Here is a 16491-nt window from a genome sequence, read left to right as displayed (position 1 = left end):
AGATATGATTAGGAGACGATGTATATAAAATGACTGCATGGTGTCATTGCTGGGAAAAAAGGAGGCTGAGGTGTTTGGAATGAATACCGCTTTTTTTAAACTTATTATTGCGCAACCATCCTAAAATAAAAAAGAGAACCTACAAAACAAAAAAACCAAAGTAAAAAAGTTTTTACTTTGGTTCAACTAATTAATATTACTATAATATGATTTTATATAATTTGTTAAGGATAAAATTATTTTTTAATTATTTTAATAGTCTTAATAATTCCGCTGTTCATTTTTAAAGAAAGTAAATACAAACCATCTTTTAAATCAGTTAAATAAATTACAGATGAAGGTTTTTCAATAGTTTTTATAAGTTTTCCTGATGGGTCAAAAATAGAAATTGATTGTACGTCTGATATATCAGATATAGTAAGCTGATCAGTAAAAGGATTTGGAGATACATTGATTTCTCTTTTCTTTTGTATGACTTCGTTGGTTGCTAATGAAGTCGTGTCATATACTGAAATTTGGAATTCTCCATTTTCTGTATTGTCATCATATTTAGAAACACTTATATACAATGTAGCACCCGGAGTTTGTCCAGTTAATGAAAGAGAAGAAAAAAGATCTTGCAATTTGTCATCATTACAATCAATTTCTGTTAAATTACCACATGTCCCACTGTAAACAGTAAGCACGGAATCATCAAACAGAGAATCTGCAACCTGATCTGTTTCAATCATCAGTTTTCCGCTTGCGGGAACCACCACCTTAAACCAAACATTTTCAACTGCGTCTGAATTACAGGAAGCAGTAGGTCCATCAGTAGTTGCAGTAAGATTCGTAGCAGTTATTGCTCCAGAAGAAAAGTCTGTGCCTACTGATAATGATATTGCTTCTGCGCAATTATCATTGGCTGCTGGTATTAAATCATATGCCGAAATTTGGAATTCTCCATTTTCTGTATAGTCATCATATTTAGAGACACTTATATACAATGTAGCACCCGGAGTTTGTCCAGTTAATGAAAGAGAAGAAAAAAGATCTTGCAATTTGTCATCATTACAATCAATTTCTGTTAAATTACCACATGTCCCACTGTAAACAGTAAGCACGGAATCATCAAACAGAGAATCTGCAACCTGATCTGTTTCAATCATCAGTTTTCCGCTTGCGGGAACCACCACCTTAAACCAAACATTTTCAACTGCGTCTGAATTACAGGAAGCAACAGGACCATCGGTAGTAGCTCCTGTATTACTAGAATTCACGGCTCCTGAAGAGAAGCTTGTACCAACCGTTAGTAGTACAGCTCCTGAACAATCGTTATTTTGAGCTTTAATAATAATAGCCATCAAAAATAGCCAACAAAATAATAGTTTATTTTTCATATATTTTTTTAAAAAATTAAAATTTGAGGTTTTACTATGCAAAATTTTTATATTACTAACGTCGCTCAGTCCGGTTTTTACTTAAGATGTTTTTATATGCTGTGACAATTCAAAATTATTGTTAAGTATCACTAAGCAATATCTTCTATGTGTTCATAAAGTTTATCTTCTATACTTTCTTTATGATTGATATCTAAAAATATTTATTTTTTATCTGGATATTTTTATTGACAGAAAAGTAGTAAGATGTTTATATAAAACAAATAGTGGAAATCTATCAATTTATATTTCTGTTGCATTAATTTACTTTGTCTTGGTAATAGTAGAAAATTAAACATCAAAATATATTTGGTATAGAAATTTATATACTGCTTTTCCCAAATTAAACTCAATGAACTAGACTGTCATTGCAATTTTCTCGAATGATTCTGTAATCTCTTCTATAAAAAAAATACTTTTTGGACTTTTTTACCTTTATCATCAAAAATAACTGCAACAAATAATGGATATCTACTAGATGTTTTCATTTATTCAATTGTTATTTTTGCAATATAACATATGTAGTGATGTATAGCATATTAATTGTTTAAAGGTTAAGGCCTGTTTTCAATTTTTTTTTTCCGAAAAAATCAGATTATCTTTTGTTATATATTGAATTGTATGAAAATATATACATCGGTTCTGAATAGGCTTTTTCCTAATTTGTAACTTAAATGTAATAAAAATATAAATCAGAATAATGAATAGAATTATTGATCTCCGTAGCGACACTATCACAAAACCTTGTGATTATATGAAAAGAGCAATGGAGAAAGCTGAGGTAGGCGATGATGTGTACAAGGAAGATCCCACAGTTAAGCTGTTGGAAGAGAAAGTTGCCAGGATGTTTGGGATGGAAGCTTCTTTGTTTTGTGTGAGCGGAACAATGTCTAATCAATTGGCAATTAAAGCGCACACAAGTCCGGGCAATGAGGTGATATGCGATAAGTCTTCGCATATTTATTTGTATGAAGGTGGTGGGATTTCTGTGAACTCTTTATGTTCAGTCAAGCCTCTGGATGGAGACTATGGCATTATTTCCGCAGAACTTTTGAAAGGGGCCATTAATAATGCAGATGATATACACCAGCCTATCAGCAGGCTTGTTTCATTAGAAAATACAACAAACAGAGGGGGTGGAGCTTATTATGACTTTGAAGAAATCAAGAAGATCAAGGAAGTTTGCCAAAAAAACAATCTGAAGCTTCATTTAGATGGTGCAAGACTTTTTAATGCTTTGGTAGAAACACCTCAGTCTCCCGAGGATTATGGGCGTGTCTTTGACAGTATCTCAATATGTTTATCAAAAGGTCTTGGATGCCCTGTTGGCTCTGTAATAATTGGTGATCGTCAATTTATTGAGAAAACACGCCGTCTCAGAAAACTAATGGGTGGCGGCTGGAGACAGGCAGGATCACTGGCAGCTGCTGGAATATATGCTCTTGATAATAACATACAGTTATTAAAAGAAGATCACCGCCGGGCAAAACAAATCGGCGAAATATTACAGGCAAGCACTTTTGCTAAAGAAGTACTTCCCATTGCTACAAATATCGTTATGATGATACCGGCTGATGGTAATGCAAATGAATTTGTAGTAAAAATGAAAGAAAGAAATATCCTTTGTACTGCATTTGGCGATCAGCTGGTCAGATTTGTAACCCATTTGGATATTAGTGATTCTGATTTAGAAGATTTTAAAATGAGAATTTCAATGTCCGGCGAAAAGATTAATAATTCTTAAGTGCGATAGATTTTTGTAAACTTATTTTACATATGAACTACCGCTGTTTGGCTAAAAAATAAAAAGCCTCCACAGACTATGGAATGCTTTTAATCAAAACAACCCTAAAATATTATTACCAGATTACTAAATTAATAACTATAGATTAAAATTGAAATGACAGATTTCTGTCATTTCAATGAGACAATGGTATGTAGAATCGGGGTATTCGTTTTTCATCATTCCTGAATACAGATTTTTTTAATTATTAAATCAATCTATGAAAACTTTGGTATAACGCTGTTGCAGTGAAGCTGAAAAAGGGATATGAACTTTTAAGCTATCCTTAAATAAAAACTTTTGGTAATCATACAGTTTGTTTCATTTGAAGGTTTCGAAAAAGACTTTCTGTGTCGATAAATGGTGTTTAATAAAAAAAGAGAATACATCTACTCGTTAATATCACAGTCTGTTTTATTTTAAATTTTTTTATTCCAAAAAATAATTATGTACAATTTTGAATTTGAAAACAGAGGGTTTTCCGGACAATTGATTGCAGATATAAGAAAAAACTGGGATTTTTTCTTTCCTCTTTCTGATGAAGAGTTTTATATTAAGTTATCAAAACTGAAGCAAACGAGCTTTAAAAAGAATGAGTATCTTCTAAAGAAAGGAGAGATTTGCAAAGAATATTTTTTTCTGTCAAAAGGTGCAGTGAAATATATCGAAGAAAAAAACGATAGAGAATATATTATTGATTTTAATTTTGAAGGAGAATGGAGCGGAGATTATATAAGCTATATGATGCAGAATCCGTCTAATCTTGCAGTTAAAGCAATAGAAAATGTTGAGGTTTTTACCCTTCATATTGAGGACAGCAGAAGTTTGTGTAAGGAAAATATTAATTTTGAAAGATTGGAAATGAATATATTGCGAGAGGCCTTTGCACAGTCATTAAACCAATTGGTACAATTGAAAAGCAATACGCCGGAAGAGAATTATCTTCAGCTTATCAACAACAGACCCTTTATTTTCAATAGGGTGAGAATACTTGATATTGCCACCTATCTTGGCATTACGCCTCAAAGTCTGAGCCGTATAAGAAGAAGGGTTGCCAATAAATAGCTGAAAAATTAACAAAAGATAATATAATCATTTCATTTACTATCTATTGCATATGTTATTTTATAGATTTACTCAATACCTTTGTGCTGTAAATAAAATTTTTTTCATCATGTGTGTTTTAGGTGTTACAAATAATGATTTGTAACATCTTTTTTGTTGATATGATAAAAGCTATCAGATAATGAAGTTCTACCAATGATTATCTAAGTTTATAAATTAATCTAAAGAATTTCTCGATGCTCAGCCTCGATGTTAAAAGAGGCAAAGTTTGAAAAACGGATGGTTTTTCAATAGAAAAAGAATTAGTTTTGATTTATGGATGATCATATTTTGAAACAACATAATAAAAACCGTGCTTCTTTATCATTTGGCTTTTCCAGTTATGTATATGAATTCTTTTATTACTGAAGATGTTGGTCAGTATGGCAATAAAGATGTTATTAAAAAGATATAAAGTATCAGAAAATATATGAGGCCCAACTCACTCTTTTCGATTTTTAATACTTTGATGCTCTGCAATGGGGTAGTTTATTAATTATCCCTAATATGAAATAAATTATATTTTAATAAAATATTCAGCAGTGTACGCTTTTGATTACAACATTATATCAGTTGTGTTCTTGTTGTTTCAAAGGAATCTAAAAAGCGCCAAAACAAAATTATTACTACAAGCACGTATATTGATAAGAATATTTGCCTTATATCTAAAATACTATGATTAAACAGTTAAAAGCACTAAAAAAAAGATTCTTTGTCAATCTTATTGTTTTAGTCATATTAACCATAACAGCGCACGTATTTCTATACGGATTTATGGGTGCTTATTTTTTTGCTTATTATAATTTAGCGGCCTTAATTATGGGCATATTTGTTTTGTTGTATGTGAAGAATAAGCCATTTGATAGTATAGAGCATTTCCTTCATCTTTACCTCATCTTTACTTCCTGGTTTCTATTTTTGTACTCGCTTGTATTATGGGAAAAAACGCCTATAGTTTTTTTGTGGTATTTTCTGATCCCTTATGGTCTGAATACATTGTACAATTATAAAATAGTTGTTAAATGGTGTGTATATATACTATTTTTAATCGTAATGACAGTTGCAATCACCCCTCATATTTATAAGTATTTGGCATTTCTAAAGCCATCACATATAAATATCCTGGTGGTAAATATCTCTTCAATTGTAAATATTTTACTATTGATTTGCTTTATTTCCTATTACGCACATAAGATTAGTGGATTGAAATTCATCTTGAAAGCGAATATCAGTAGCAGTGATAATGATATGCCAAATGAAACTTCTCTGGAAAAAGACGAGAATAATCCTGTTTCCGAAGATGGGCGCAAATACGATTTACTGTATCAGGAAATTTTGTATTATTTTGAAAACAACAAATCTTATCTAGAAAAAGATTTTAATGTTGCCTGGCTGGCCTTGCAGCTAAACAGCAATGTGAGCTATGTCTCTAGAGCCATCAAGATTAATGCTCAATGTAATTTTAATTATTTTCTTAACAGATACAGAGTAGAGAGTGCAAAAAAAATGATCATTGAGCAAAATCTAGATAGATATTCGTTAATGTACATCTATTCATCATCGGGTTTTAAAAACCAGTCTACATTCAACAGAGTCTTCAAAGAAATTGAAGGCCTCACCCCTTCGGCATTTATTAAAAACTACAATAAGGAAATTTCTTCCCAATAAACCGGTTTAGTTTTAAGGGTATTTTTATAATTGCCATTCAATTAAAATTTCAAATTTCAGAGCTGGTTTTTAGCATTTACTAAACGATATTTTCTAAGTCTGCGTTTCGTTACGCACAATTCTGCTGCAGAATTCTATCATTCAGTTAATACTAATCTCAAACTTTAAGTTTAGATGAAATTTATATGAAGAAAAAATAATCAAATTCGGTATTTAGTATTTTAAAGTGTTTTATTTCAGTTGTTTATAAAATATAAATGATTTTCAGTATAGCATTTAACAACATGTAGAAGGGAGTATATGTATACAATATATTTGTATTTCAAAATATACTTTAAAAATGAAAACATTATTTTCTCCTGTATTCTTATTTTTCTCAACCCTATTATTTTCTCAAGTTGGAATTAATACAGAATCACCCGACGCATCTTCCAATCTTACCGTAGCACCCACGGATAGGAAAACACCGGCAGGCTATAAAGGAACCTTGCTGAGTGCGATGAGCAGTGCAAACAGGTTGCAGATAGCATCGCCTGCGACTGGGCTTTTGGTGTATGATACAGATCAAAGGTGCCTTATGTCTAATAACGGAACACCGGCTGCTCCTGTATGGGCTTGTACAAATGTCGGATCACCGGTAGATGCCGGTACTTTTAGACATTTATACTTTAAGTTTAATTATAATACAATGACTACTGTATCAGGATATGTAACACAAACTGGAACTAACCCACCGACTAATCAAAACAATAATGTTGTTGGATACTTAACAAATAACAGCCCGTCTACTCTTGTTCAGGTACCGGAATTTGATGGCTTAAGAATGAACGCTGTTTTCGACACCAAAGGAACTTCAGGTCTTATAGCTCCTCTTATAGAAAATGTTTCTGGTGCCCCAATTACAGATTTTGTTTTTTTTAATTCCTCAACAAATTTTTCTACAAGTAGAGTTCCATATACAACTATTCCTACTGGAAATTTTATAAATGCAGATGGTAACTTTAGCATGTTTTATGGTGATAATAATTATGAAATTGCTAATGCACTGATTAGTCATAATGGAAAAATGTATAGATGTACTTGGTGGGGATATTATGGGGATGGCACCCATCATATTCACATGACGATGGAGGTTTTTAATTAATTGTCATATTGTACTTTATTGTAAGTCTGCTCTATAACATTATAGACATTGGACTTGAAGCTCTTTCTCAGGATACGGATAAATGGATATACTAATTTAGCTTCCAGTTATATAAGCATAGCATCTTAATTTTAACAAATGAAATAAGGCCGAAAAATCTATGATCCGGCTTTAAAAAAACAAACAGCTCAATTGAGCTATGCGGGGTCTAATATTTTGGAGCTGGCAAGAGAACTGGGTATTGAAGTTATGGTGTTTTACAAATCGAGAAAGCATTATCTGGAATTTTGAGAGAAGAGTTTTCCTCGGAAGAGTCAGGATTTACTTCTTTTGAGACTCTGAGAAAGGCCATAATAAATCATTACAGGGATATTCTGAATTATTTCGATTAAAGAAGCACCAATGGCTGCTGCTGAATCTTTCAATGCGAAAATAAAAAACTTCAGAATGCAGCTCCGCGGTGTAAAAGACAAAGCATTCTTCTTATTCAGATTAGCTAAACTTTTTGCCTAGTCCCCAAATTTTGCGCTTGATCCCTATTATACTACATAAATTAAATAATAGAAAATAATAGTCCCCTTTTTGATACCCTAAAAAGCAAAAACCTCTGAAAATCAAATGATTTCAGAGGTTTTTTGTACCCATAGCCGAAGGATTATCGAAACATTTAATGGAGGATTTAGAAAGGATTACAGAATTAAATAATTTTATCTTGTTGGCTTAACGAAACATTATCATTTATTAAAATACATAGATAACGTTTTGAAGAGCTTAAATAATATTCAAAAAGTTTGAATTAAATTGTGGGATTAGTGATTGGTTATCATTTAATTGAATAACGATTGTCAAGCCTGTATCTAATCCTATAAATTTAAATATGATAAGGCAGATTTAGCGGCTATTTTTTTAAGCGCTAATTTTTCTAATTAAAACTTTTATATTCATGGGGAGTGATACCTGTTCTTTGCTTGAAAGTCTGATAAAATACTGTGGATATTTAAATCCTAATTCGTAAACAATCTGAGCAATGTATTTATCAAAATTGAAAATTCTTTCCTTGGTAACATCAATAATTTTATTCTGAATATATTCTTGTGCTGTTTTCCTGTTTCTTTCTTGATGAGATCACCAAAATAGTTGGCTGAAAAGTGTAATTAATCAACACGGTAAGCTACAGATCGAAGTCCAATAATATTAGGTTTTTCATATGAAAAATAAACAATCCCATATACTTAACCTTAAGCCTATTCTCATTTTAAGCTTTCGTAATTTTACTTTTTGCATGATCTACATTTTATACAAAAGAGCAAAAATATAAAGATAATGTAAAAAAATTAAAACATCCACTATTTTCTTAACAGCTAGATTCTAAATTCATGTCCTTTTTGAGCACTTTTAGATTATTTTAGACCCTTATATTCAATGACTACATTAATTGCATTTGCTCCACCGATTTCATCCAGGTATTAAAATCTTCATGAGAAGGTATATTATATTTTTTTCTGATCCTGTGTTTGCGCAATTGTACCGCAGCAACAGAAACAAAAGTATAATTAGAGATCTCCTTAGTTGAAAAGTTCATAAAAGCCAATGCACAGAAAAAGAGTTCTGAATTTCTAACATGAGGATTTAATTGTTTCAGATTAGCCGTGAAAATTGGATACATTTCTTCAAACAGGATCAGAAACTCCGGGTTATTGTTTTTAGCCAAGGATATTAATTCATTAAATTGGTTTTGATAAGCTTTTTTATTTAATTCTTTTTTTTGGCCTTCCAATTCCCTATTTTTTTTAATAAGCTTTTCTTTTTCCACCAAAACATCTCTTTTTCTCTTATATATTTTTCTGTTCCTTAAATAGAGATAAGCTATAGCCAAAGTAGATAATCCTCCTATGAGAAAAAAAATAATTTTATTTTTCTTTTTTATTACTTTCTTTTCATTATCTTTTTCATCAAGAATTAAATTTACGGCTTTTTGTAATCCTTTATTATTTTCGTGGTTATACGTACTCAATTCATTCTTAAACTCATTCAGGTATTTCTGCTCATTTCTCCTATCATTTAACTTTCCATATATTTTATATATTTTTTCTTTAACCATCATTGAGCACTCCGTATCTTTAATATTAAAACTTGCCATGTCATTTAACGTCTTCTGATAATTAATTAAAGCCAGTGGATAGTTTTCTTTATAATAATAATAATCAGCTAATACCATGTATAATGTATATTTAAAGGAATATTTACCTTTTACTTTCTGAGAATCAAATGACTTATTAATAAAATAAAAAGCAGAATCCGTCTTTTTAAGCGCTAAACAGATATAAGCTTTCGCAATAAAAGTATCTATAGGCTTTGGCTTCAAAATTTCTTTATTAAGTTTTAGCGTTTTATTTATATATTCGTCAGCTTTTTTAAAATCCCCCTTCACTTCATAATAATTTGATAAATAAGCATAAACACGAGCTTTTATTTCTCGGGCATCATTTGTTTCATTGGAAGAAAGAATTTCAAGAATCTCATTGAGCTCTTTTAAATTAAGCTCATCAAGTCCTAAAGCTTCAAAATTATTTGATTTTACTTCTTTCAATCTTGCCCTTTTTATTGGATTATTTAGAATATTTTTTTTTTCAATATTCTTTATATATTCTAAACTTTTATCGAACATATCCAGGGTGTAAAGACAATCAGCCATCTGTAAATATGTTCCAAATAGCAACTCATTATCATTAATACTTTCTGCAAGTATACTTGCCTGTTTTGCATATTTGAGTGATTGAAGCCCATCCTTAAATTCATAATTAGCAGATAAAGACAATAAGGAATCTATTTTTTTGACTGCTCCAATTTGCGCATAGGAAATCCCTGACAGAAAAATTATAAAAGATAAAAATCTCATCATATATTCTGGTTGTTTTTATTCGTTTCTTGTTTGCAAAAGTAGCATTTTATAATCTAAAAACATTGTTGCAAAGAAATTAATCCTGAAAAACAAAATATGATTATCAGATACTTACGCTTTTGTAACATCTATGTAATACCTTATTTTTTCATCGTACAAAAAAAAAATAATTATTTGCAACACTAAATGAAAGCATATGAAAAAAATTAATTATTTTATAACGATCCTATTATCAGTTACAGTTTATTCACAGGTAGGAATAAATACAAGTAACCCACAAACAGTTTTTCATATTGATGGAAAAAAAGACAATCACCCAACAAATGTTCCATCAACTACACAACAAAAAAATGATGTTGTTGTGACCTCGTCCGGTAATATGGGGATAGGAACTATAAGTCCCTCTGCTAAAATACATATAATTAGTGACCAAACATATGGAGCTTTCCAAATGCAGGATGGAAGCCAGGGAACAGGAAGACTTTTAAGCAGTGATGAAAATGGAAAAGGCACATGGATTAATAATCCTTTGACACCAATTAAATTTAGTACTTATATTGGTGATGCTCAAACACCATACGATGTTCCAAGTGATACATATTTAAATACTTATATTGATCTCCCTAAAGGCAGATGGATAATTTATATCGGTCAATTATTTCTTTCTAATCAAACATCAGCTGCTAATAACACCTGGATTAGGATGACATTGAGCAGTAGCTCTACATCTAATGTGGAAAGTGGTTTTAATTTTTTATCATCAAAACTTGTTTCTGGCTGGTTAACTGTTAATAGTGCGGCTAATAACAGATATACTTTTTTAAGCGGAACAATTCCGGTTGAAATAAATGGTTCTTCTGTAACTCGTCTTTATTTAAGAACAAAAGACTATACCTCTATAGGTACTAATCCAATCCCCTCAACGCGTGGAAATTATGGTGAAAATTACTGTTACGCTGTACCTGCATACTAAGCAAAGTATTGTCAACGGCACAAATTATTCGAATCATATTTTCCCAAAAAGAATAAAAAGTGTTTTGATTTTCAGTTAGTTATAATTTTGTAACACCTATGTAACACCTTGTTTTTTCATCATATAAAAAAAAATATAAAGATTTGTAACTCTAAATAAAAGCATATGAAAAAAATTAATTATTTGATAATTACACTATTATCAGTTACAGTTTATTCACAGGTAGGAATCAATACAAGTAACCCACAAACAGTTTTCCATATTGATGGAAAAAAAGACAACCATCCCACAAATATTCCATCAACTACAGAAGAAAAAAATGATGTCGTTGTGACTGAAAACGGACACGTTGGGATAGGTATCATATCTCCATCACAAAACCTGGATGTAAATGGAAATGTAAGATTTAGAACCGTACCGGAAAGCAATTCAGTTGTGACTACAGATAAGATAATGGTATTACAGGAAGATGGTACTGCAAAGAAAGTAGATGTAAAATCACTTCAACCAGCAGAAAAATTTGCTTTGGATGACATTTACTCCGTAACTGCAACTTCTCCAGTATTAAGAAACATTGAAGGTACATGGACCACTGAACAAAAAATCAATAATATAGATATAGGAATGAGTCAACTAATTGTAATTCCTCCTAATACTTCAACAATGATTGCTGTAAATTATTCCGTCCCTCTAGGCATGGATGGCAACTCCCAATGTGCCAATAATGTATTAAATTATTATGGAATAAGATTCCTTAAAAATGGGGTTGAGAGACCTGCAGGCTCGAGAAAATTCTCTTTTCCAAATTTATCAACAAGTGCACAGGTCAGTACTGTTACAGCGTCATACACAGAGCAAATCGTTAATAATTCTACAAACTCATTAAATATAACATACAGTCTCAATGGATATCTTGAATTTAAATCAGGAACTATAACTTCTTCTCCATGCACAGTTAAATATAATATGGCTTCTGCTTCCGGCGAAAATTACAACTGGGGAAAATCTAATATGAGTGTACAGACATTCAAAAAACCATTATAAAAAATAATTTATAAACAAAATTTTAAAACTAAAACACATAAGATCATTATTTCAGACTTAAAAGAGTCATTCTTCAACTTGTGAAAACAAGCTTTTATAAAAACTACACAAACGATTCTAAGACAAAAAATGAAAAAAAATTTAACACGACTTGTTCTCCTTTTCAGCAGTATTACAACTTATTCCCAAATTGGGGTAAATACAGCAACTCCAAATGCAACCTTGGATGTAAGATCATCTGCCAGTGATCTATCAAAAACAGATGGTATTATAGTGCCAAAGCTGACAGGAGATCAGCTAAAACTCAAAGATAACTTATATGGTACAGAGCATATAGGAACAATCATATATGCCACCACAGCAGTATCATCATCACCTACCATAAAAACCGCTGCTGTTACCTCTCAGGGTTTTTATTACTTTGATGGCAATAAATGGGTTAAAATGCAAACAGACATGAAATCCAGCGACCCTACTCCCGACGCTTTTATTGACGATCCCACCAATGCAATGGTTAAACTGGGAGCTTCTTCAAGTGGAAATACAAGAGCAACCGGGGCAGATTTTGTTGTAAAAGACAACGGCAATACAGGAATAGGAACTTCTTCTCCTTCACAAAAACTGGATGTCAACGGAATTGCAAAAGCTGATAAAGTTGCTATTGGTGCCAATTACACCTCTGCAGCCCTATATGTCAAAAATAATATTGCTGCAGAGCCCATATTGGGGCTTGCAAGTTCTGACAATATTTACAGAATGTATGTTCAAGATGGCGGTAATGTTGGAATAGGAACTTCTTCTCCTTCACAAAAACTGGATGTCAATGGAATTGCAAAAGCTGATAAAGTTGCTATTGGTGCCAATTACACCTCTGCAGCCCTATATGTCAAAAATAATATTGCTGCAGAGCCCATATTGGGGCTTGCAAGTTCTGACAATATTTACAGAATGTATGTTCAAGATGGCGGTAATGTTGGAATTAATACGAATTCTCCTTCACAGAAACTGGATGTAGATGGAAATATACGATTAAGAAACGTTCCCGGAGCAACTAATCTGCAACCGACCGACCGCATAATGATATTATCTGATGATGGTACAGGAAAAAAAGTGAATGTTTCCACTCTCAAGTCAGATATTGATACCAACATTTACAACACAAATGGTACCCTTACCAGTGACAGAACTGTAAATCTTGATGGAAAAAATATGTTTTTTGAAGGTCCGTCTTCGACAATAGGAATTAGATCTAAAAATAGCAGTCCATCTGAAATTTACCTTCATATGGATAATAATGGAACAAACCTTCCTACCAATCAAATTGTTGGTAAGATTAATTTCAGTGGTAAAGTTGGAGGTTCCAATAAATATCTGGCGGGTATCAGAGCAACCTATGTGGGAAATGGTTCAAATACACTTGCGGATCTTCGTTTTTCTGTCAATGACGCCGATAATCAAAATATGGTTTTGAGCTCGGAAGGAAGATTGGGCATTGGTACGGGCAGTCCTCTCCAAAAACTAGATGTGATGGGAAATGCTAGAATTTCTGAAAAATTGGCAGTAGGTTCCAACTGGACAGGGGCCGGTTTGTCTGTGGTCAACAGTGTAGCATCCGAACCTATTTTAGTATTATCAAATGCATCCAATACCAAACAACTCACAGTCCAAAATAATGGAAATGTAGGAATTGGAGTATCTGCCCCGGATGAAAGACTAGATATAAACGGAACAGCAAAACTGAGAAATGTACCCAATGGCGATAGTGATGATAAAATTCTTGTAATCGCTAATGATGGTACAGTGAAGAAAAAAGGGCTCGATCTGCCGCCATCCCCATCTTTTGCATTGTATGCATCAAGTAATAGTTATGTTTGGAGAAATGCCGATAATGTTCATAGGGAATTGAATTTGAACGTGACAAATAAAATTTACTCCGCTTATATTGAAAGGATAGATAGCAATAAGTTCCGGGTGAAAAAAAATGGCATCTATAGTATAGAGGTTTGGGGCATGTTTGCCAATGTTCCATACAGTTCCGCTCCGGGATCCGGAAGAGGCTGTAGTATACAGTTAACGGTAGCAGGAAATGGATTTCAGCAGATAGGAGACCGATGGAGTGAAGGAGCAGCAACGGCTAATTTCACAAAAACAGTAATTTTAAATCAGGGGCAAGTAATATCAACCGAATCCATATGTGTAAGAGAAGGTAACCAGCGATACCAGACAGCGCCAGGTTCTTCAATTTTTGTGACTTATATGCCTTTGTAAAGGCTTTGATTATCTGGAAGGGACAATTTCAGAAAAATCAAAATGCACCTTAGAATTATAACAACAATATTTTCTTACTAATAATACGAATGATGGAGAATTTTTGCAGAGGTAGAATAGAAATATCCCGCCTCTGCAATAATTTTTCATTAAATTAAAATTTATGGACACTGAGACAAGTTCCTGTATAGTATATATACTTAATTCATAAATTTTTCCATACTTCTGTCAGTCCATATATCAATAAAAACGACTAAATATTATTATGAATTTTAAAAACATACATATTGGAAAACTTATTCAATTAAGAGTTACTGAAAGCGAGATAGAAATGTCCCGTATCTGTAATTTTTTAAAGTGTACAGAAGCTGAGATAGAAAAAATGTACTATCAGAAAGGTTTAGACTCTGAACTCCTTTTACGCTGGAGTAAATTGTTAGATTATGATTTTTTCAGGCTGTATACACAGCACCTCATATTATATTCTCCTCATTCCAATCAAAACATCAATAGGGCTTTAAAGAAAAATAGTAACGCCTTACCTCTTTTAAGAAAGAACATATACACCAGTGAACTGATCTTGTTTATTCTGGAATTAATAGAAACAAAAAAGAAAACAAAACTTCAGATCATTAATGAATATGGTATTCCTAAAACAACTTTATATAAATGGATGGAAAAGTACAAAATATAATATCAGCTCCCAACTACCAGAAGATTTATAAGGATCTAATTCAGCAAAAATTTCCTGATAAGTTTGATCTATGCAAAAGTCTTTTACAAAAGGAATCTTTCTGCACACTAGATGTCATTTCTTTAAACAAAATCATTTTTGAAACAAGAGATAAAGATACAGAGTCATTTGATCAAAAGCACCGTTGCTATGATGAAAAAAGTATATTTAAAATTTTGCATCATCAAAAAAGACTCAATCTAAACAATAGCCAGATTGCCAGTATTTATAAACTTAGTAGAAATACTATTGCGAAATGGAAAAAACTATATCATATCAAAATATAATCTATAATCCCTCAAAATTGAGCAGGGTATTCCTGCTCAAATTGACCACCAAAAGTATCTTCTCCGCAATCCATGCGGTAATGTTTTTTCCTGTTTTACTTTTAATAACACCTTAGATAATTAGGGTGAAGATTGAGCGCACTAGCATAGTATTGTACCCGAAAAGCTAGATCTGCTTTTCCCGAACTCAGATCACGATAATGCTGCTCTAAGATTCTTTTAAAAGAAATAACAATCTGAGAACTGTGATTTCCTTCGTATATAGGGTTATAATCTATCCAGATTACTGCAATTCAATCAATCAGGAAATTACTGATCAGAATTTTAAAATGTTCTTTTCTTGCGGATCAGAAAATTTTGAAAATATTCCTACAAGCTCCAGTTCTTTTGAAACAAACAGCTGGGTAAATAATAATATCACATGGACGGCTTCTGATTCCCGAACCGATCAAACAATTAATAGTAAAGCAATTGTTATCAGAAATGGTAGTCTTACGAGTTCTATTATTACAGGAGGAATTAAAAGTCTTACTGTCACTACACAATTAAAATTTTCAGGAAATCCGGGAAACCTAATTCTGCAAATTAATGATATCCAGGTTGGGACAATACCTTTTAATTCCGAAGTTGTGACAACAACAATTGATAATATAAATGTAGCAGGAAATATTACTGTTAAACTTGTAAATCCTAATACAGGACAGAGAGTTGCTATTGATGATCTTTCTTGGACTTGCTACACAGAAACATTATCAACAAATGAATTTAGTAAAACTAATGACTTCTCATTTTATCCAAATCCTGTTAAAAGCGGTGAAATCCTGCACTTCAAATCAAAAATTGAGAGAATTTTGTTATACAACGCTGAAGGTAAATTAGTGAAAAATTTACTTTTAAATAGTGATGTGTTATTAATAAATGATATTTCGAAAGGAACTTATTTTATCAAAGTTGAAAATAGTTCATATAAACTCATTGTTGAGTGATTTTTTTATTTCATTATCAATCAGTAAATTTGTGAAGCGAATTATCCGCCAATTTTATTTATAAAAATTATTGGATTAGAAATATAGCAGGTAAATCCTAAAGTAAATGTGATGTCATATCATAAGTGTATTTTGAAGACACTATTCCGAAAAGTGTGTAAGTTAAAAAGTTAAGGCTTGG

General features: G+C 31.9%; 12 protein-coding genes. 10 read left to right on the top strand and 2 right to left on the bottom strand.

Annotated features, from left to right (window positions below):
* Positions 1-236: 236 nt before the first annotated feature.
* The gene (locus EK417_RS11265; protein ID WP_136522212.1) at positions 237-1379 is read right to left on the bottom strand and encodes a T9SS type A sorting domain-containing protein; all 1143 of its coding nucleotides are present in this window, start codon (positions 1377-1379) and stop codon (positions 237-239) included.
* A 739-nt stretch (positions 1380-2118) separates the two neighbouring features.
* On the opposite strand from EK417_RS11265, the gene EK417_RS11260 reads away from it, so the two are divergent.
* The 4 genes from EK417_RS11260 to EK417_RS11245 all read left to right on the top strand — a co-directional run bounded on the left by EK417_RS11260 (position 2119) and on the right by EK417_RS11245 (position 7117).
* Positions 2119-3162 (top strand): threonine aldolase family protein, encoded by a 1044-nt coding sequence (locus EK417_RS11260; protein ID WP_110367717.1) that lies wholly within the window; start codon positions 2119-2121, stop codon positions 3160-3162.
* 486 nt (positions 3163-3648) lie between these two features.
* The gene (locus EK417_RS11255) at positions 3649-4266 is read left to right on the top strand and encodes a Crp/Fnr family transcriptional regulator (protein ID WP_110367716.1); all 618 of its coding nucleotides are present in this window, start codon (positions 3649-3651) and stop codon (positions 4264-4266) included.
* 1242 nt (positions 4267-5508) lie between these two features.
* On the top strand, positions 5509-5973 hold the full coding sequence (locus EK417_RS21090; RefSeq protein WP_168801983.1) for a helix-turn-helix domain-containing protein: 465 nt from the start codon (positions 5509-5511) through the stop codon (positions 5971-5973).
* Positions 5974-6313: 340 nt separating this feature from the next.
* Positions 6314-7117 carry a phage tail-like protein gene (locus EK417_RS11245; protein WP_076597615.1) on the top strand — a complete coding sequence of 268 codons (804 nt, stop codon included), beginning with the start codon at positions 6314-6316 and terminating at the stop codon, positions 7115-7117.
* A gap of 1426 nt (positions 7118-8543) precedes the next feature.
* Here the strand turns inward: EK417_RS11245 and EK417_RS11230 are convergent.
* Positions 8544-10019, bottom strand: coding sequence for a helix-turn-helix transcriptional regulator (locus tag EK417_RS11230; protein WP_136522211.1), 1476 nt, complete (start codon positions 10017-10019; stop codon positions 8544-8546).
* 196 nt (positions 10020-10215) lie between these two features.
* On the opposite strand from EK417_RS11230, the gene EK417_RS11225 reads away from it, so the two are divergent.
* From EK417_RS11225 to EK417_RS11200, 6 genes are all read left to right on the top strand, one after another.
* Entirely contained in the window at positions 10216-10992 is a 777-nt protein-coding gene (locus EK417_RS11225; protein WP_110367513.1) for a hypothetical protein, read from the top strand.
* A gap of 165 nt (positions 10993-11157) precedes the next feature.
* Entirely contained in the window at positions 11158-12036 is an 879-nt protein-coding gene (locus EK417_RS11220; protein ID WP_136522210.1) for a hypothetical protein, read from the top strand.
* A gap of 129 nt (positions 12037-12165) precedes the next feature.
* Entirely contained in the window at positions 12166-14304 is a 2139-nt protein-coding gene (locus EK417_RS11215) for a phage tail-like protein (protein WP_136522209.1), read from the top strand.
* A gap of 265 nt (positions 14305-14569) precedes the next feature.
* Positions 14570-14998, top strand: coding sequence for a transposase (locus EK417_RS11210; protein ID WP_110367516.1), 429 nt, complete (start codon positions 14570-14572; stop codon positions 14996-14998).
* On the top strand, positions 14974-15324 hold the full coding sequence (locus tag EK417_RS11205) for a helix-turn-helix domain-containing protein (RefSeq protein WP_228408023.1): 351 nt from the start codon (positions 14974-14976) through the stop codon (positions 15322-15324). The genes EK417_RS11210 and EK417_RS11205 overlap by 25 nt, the downstream gene beginning before the upstream one ends.
* Positions 15325-15653: 329 nt before the next feature.
* Entirely contained in the window at positions 15654-16310 is a 657-nt protein-coding gene (locus EK417_RS11200) for a T9SS type A sorting domain-containing protein (protein ID WP_136522208.1), read from the top strand.
* Positions 16311-16491 lie beyond the last annotated feature (181 nt).

The sequence above is a fragment of the Chryseobacterium candidae genome, from assembly GCF_004916905.1.
Taxonomy (GTDB): domain Bacteria; phylum Bacteroidota; class Bacteroidia; order Flavobacteriales; family Weeksellaceae; genus Chryseobacterium; species Chryseobacterium candidae.
The sequence above is the reverse complement of the archived record's forward strand: the minus strand, read 5'-3'. Positions and strand labels throughout refer to the sequence as shown.

Excerpts from the sequence above, each read along its gene's own strand:
- EK417_RS11265 (WP_136522212.1), bottom strand. The coding sequence starts at position 1,379 with ATGAAAAATAAACTATTATTTTGTTGGCTATTTTTGATGGCTATTATT.
- EK417_RS11260 (WP_110367717.1), top strand. The coding sequence starts at position 2,119 with ATGAATAGAATTATTGATCTCCGTAGCGACACTATCACAAAACCTTGT.
- EK417_RS11255 (WP_110367716.1), top strand. The coding sequence starts at position 3,649 with ATGTACAATTTTGAATTTGAAAACAGAGGGTTTTCCGGACAATTGATT.
- EK417_RS11245 (WP_076597615.1), top strand. The coding sequence starts at position 6,314 with ATGAAAACATTATTTTCTCCTGTATTCTTATTTTTCTCAACCCTATTA.
- EK417_RS11230 (WP_136522211.1), bottom strand. The coding sequence starts at position 10,019 with ATGATGAGATTTTTATCTTTTATAATTTTTCTGTCAGGGATTTCCTAT.
- EK417_RS11225 (WP_110367513.1), top strand. The coding sequence starts at position 10,216 with ATGAAAAAAATTAATTATTTTATAACGATCCTATTATCAGTTACAGTT.
- EK417_RS11220 (WP_136522210.1), top strand. The coding sequence starts at position 11,158 with ATGAAAAAAATTAATTATTTGATAATTACACTATTATCAGTTACAGTT.
- EK417_RS11215 (WP_136522209.1), top strand. The coding sequence starts at position 12,166 with ATGAAAAAAAATTTAACACGACTTGTTCTCCTTTTCAGCAGTATTACA.
- EK417_RS11210 (WP_110367516.1), top strand. The coding sequence starts at position 14,570 with ATGAATTTTAAAAACATACATATTGGAAAACTTATTCAATTAAGAGTT.
- EK417_RS11205 (WP_228408023.1), top strand. The coding sequence starts at position 14,974 with ATGGATGGAAAAGTACAAAATATAATATCAGCTCCCAACTACCAGAAG.
- EK417_RS11200 (WP_136522208.1), top strand. The coding sequence starts at position 15,654 with ATGTTCTTTTCTTGCGGATCAGAAAATTTTGAAAATATTCCTACAAGC.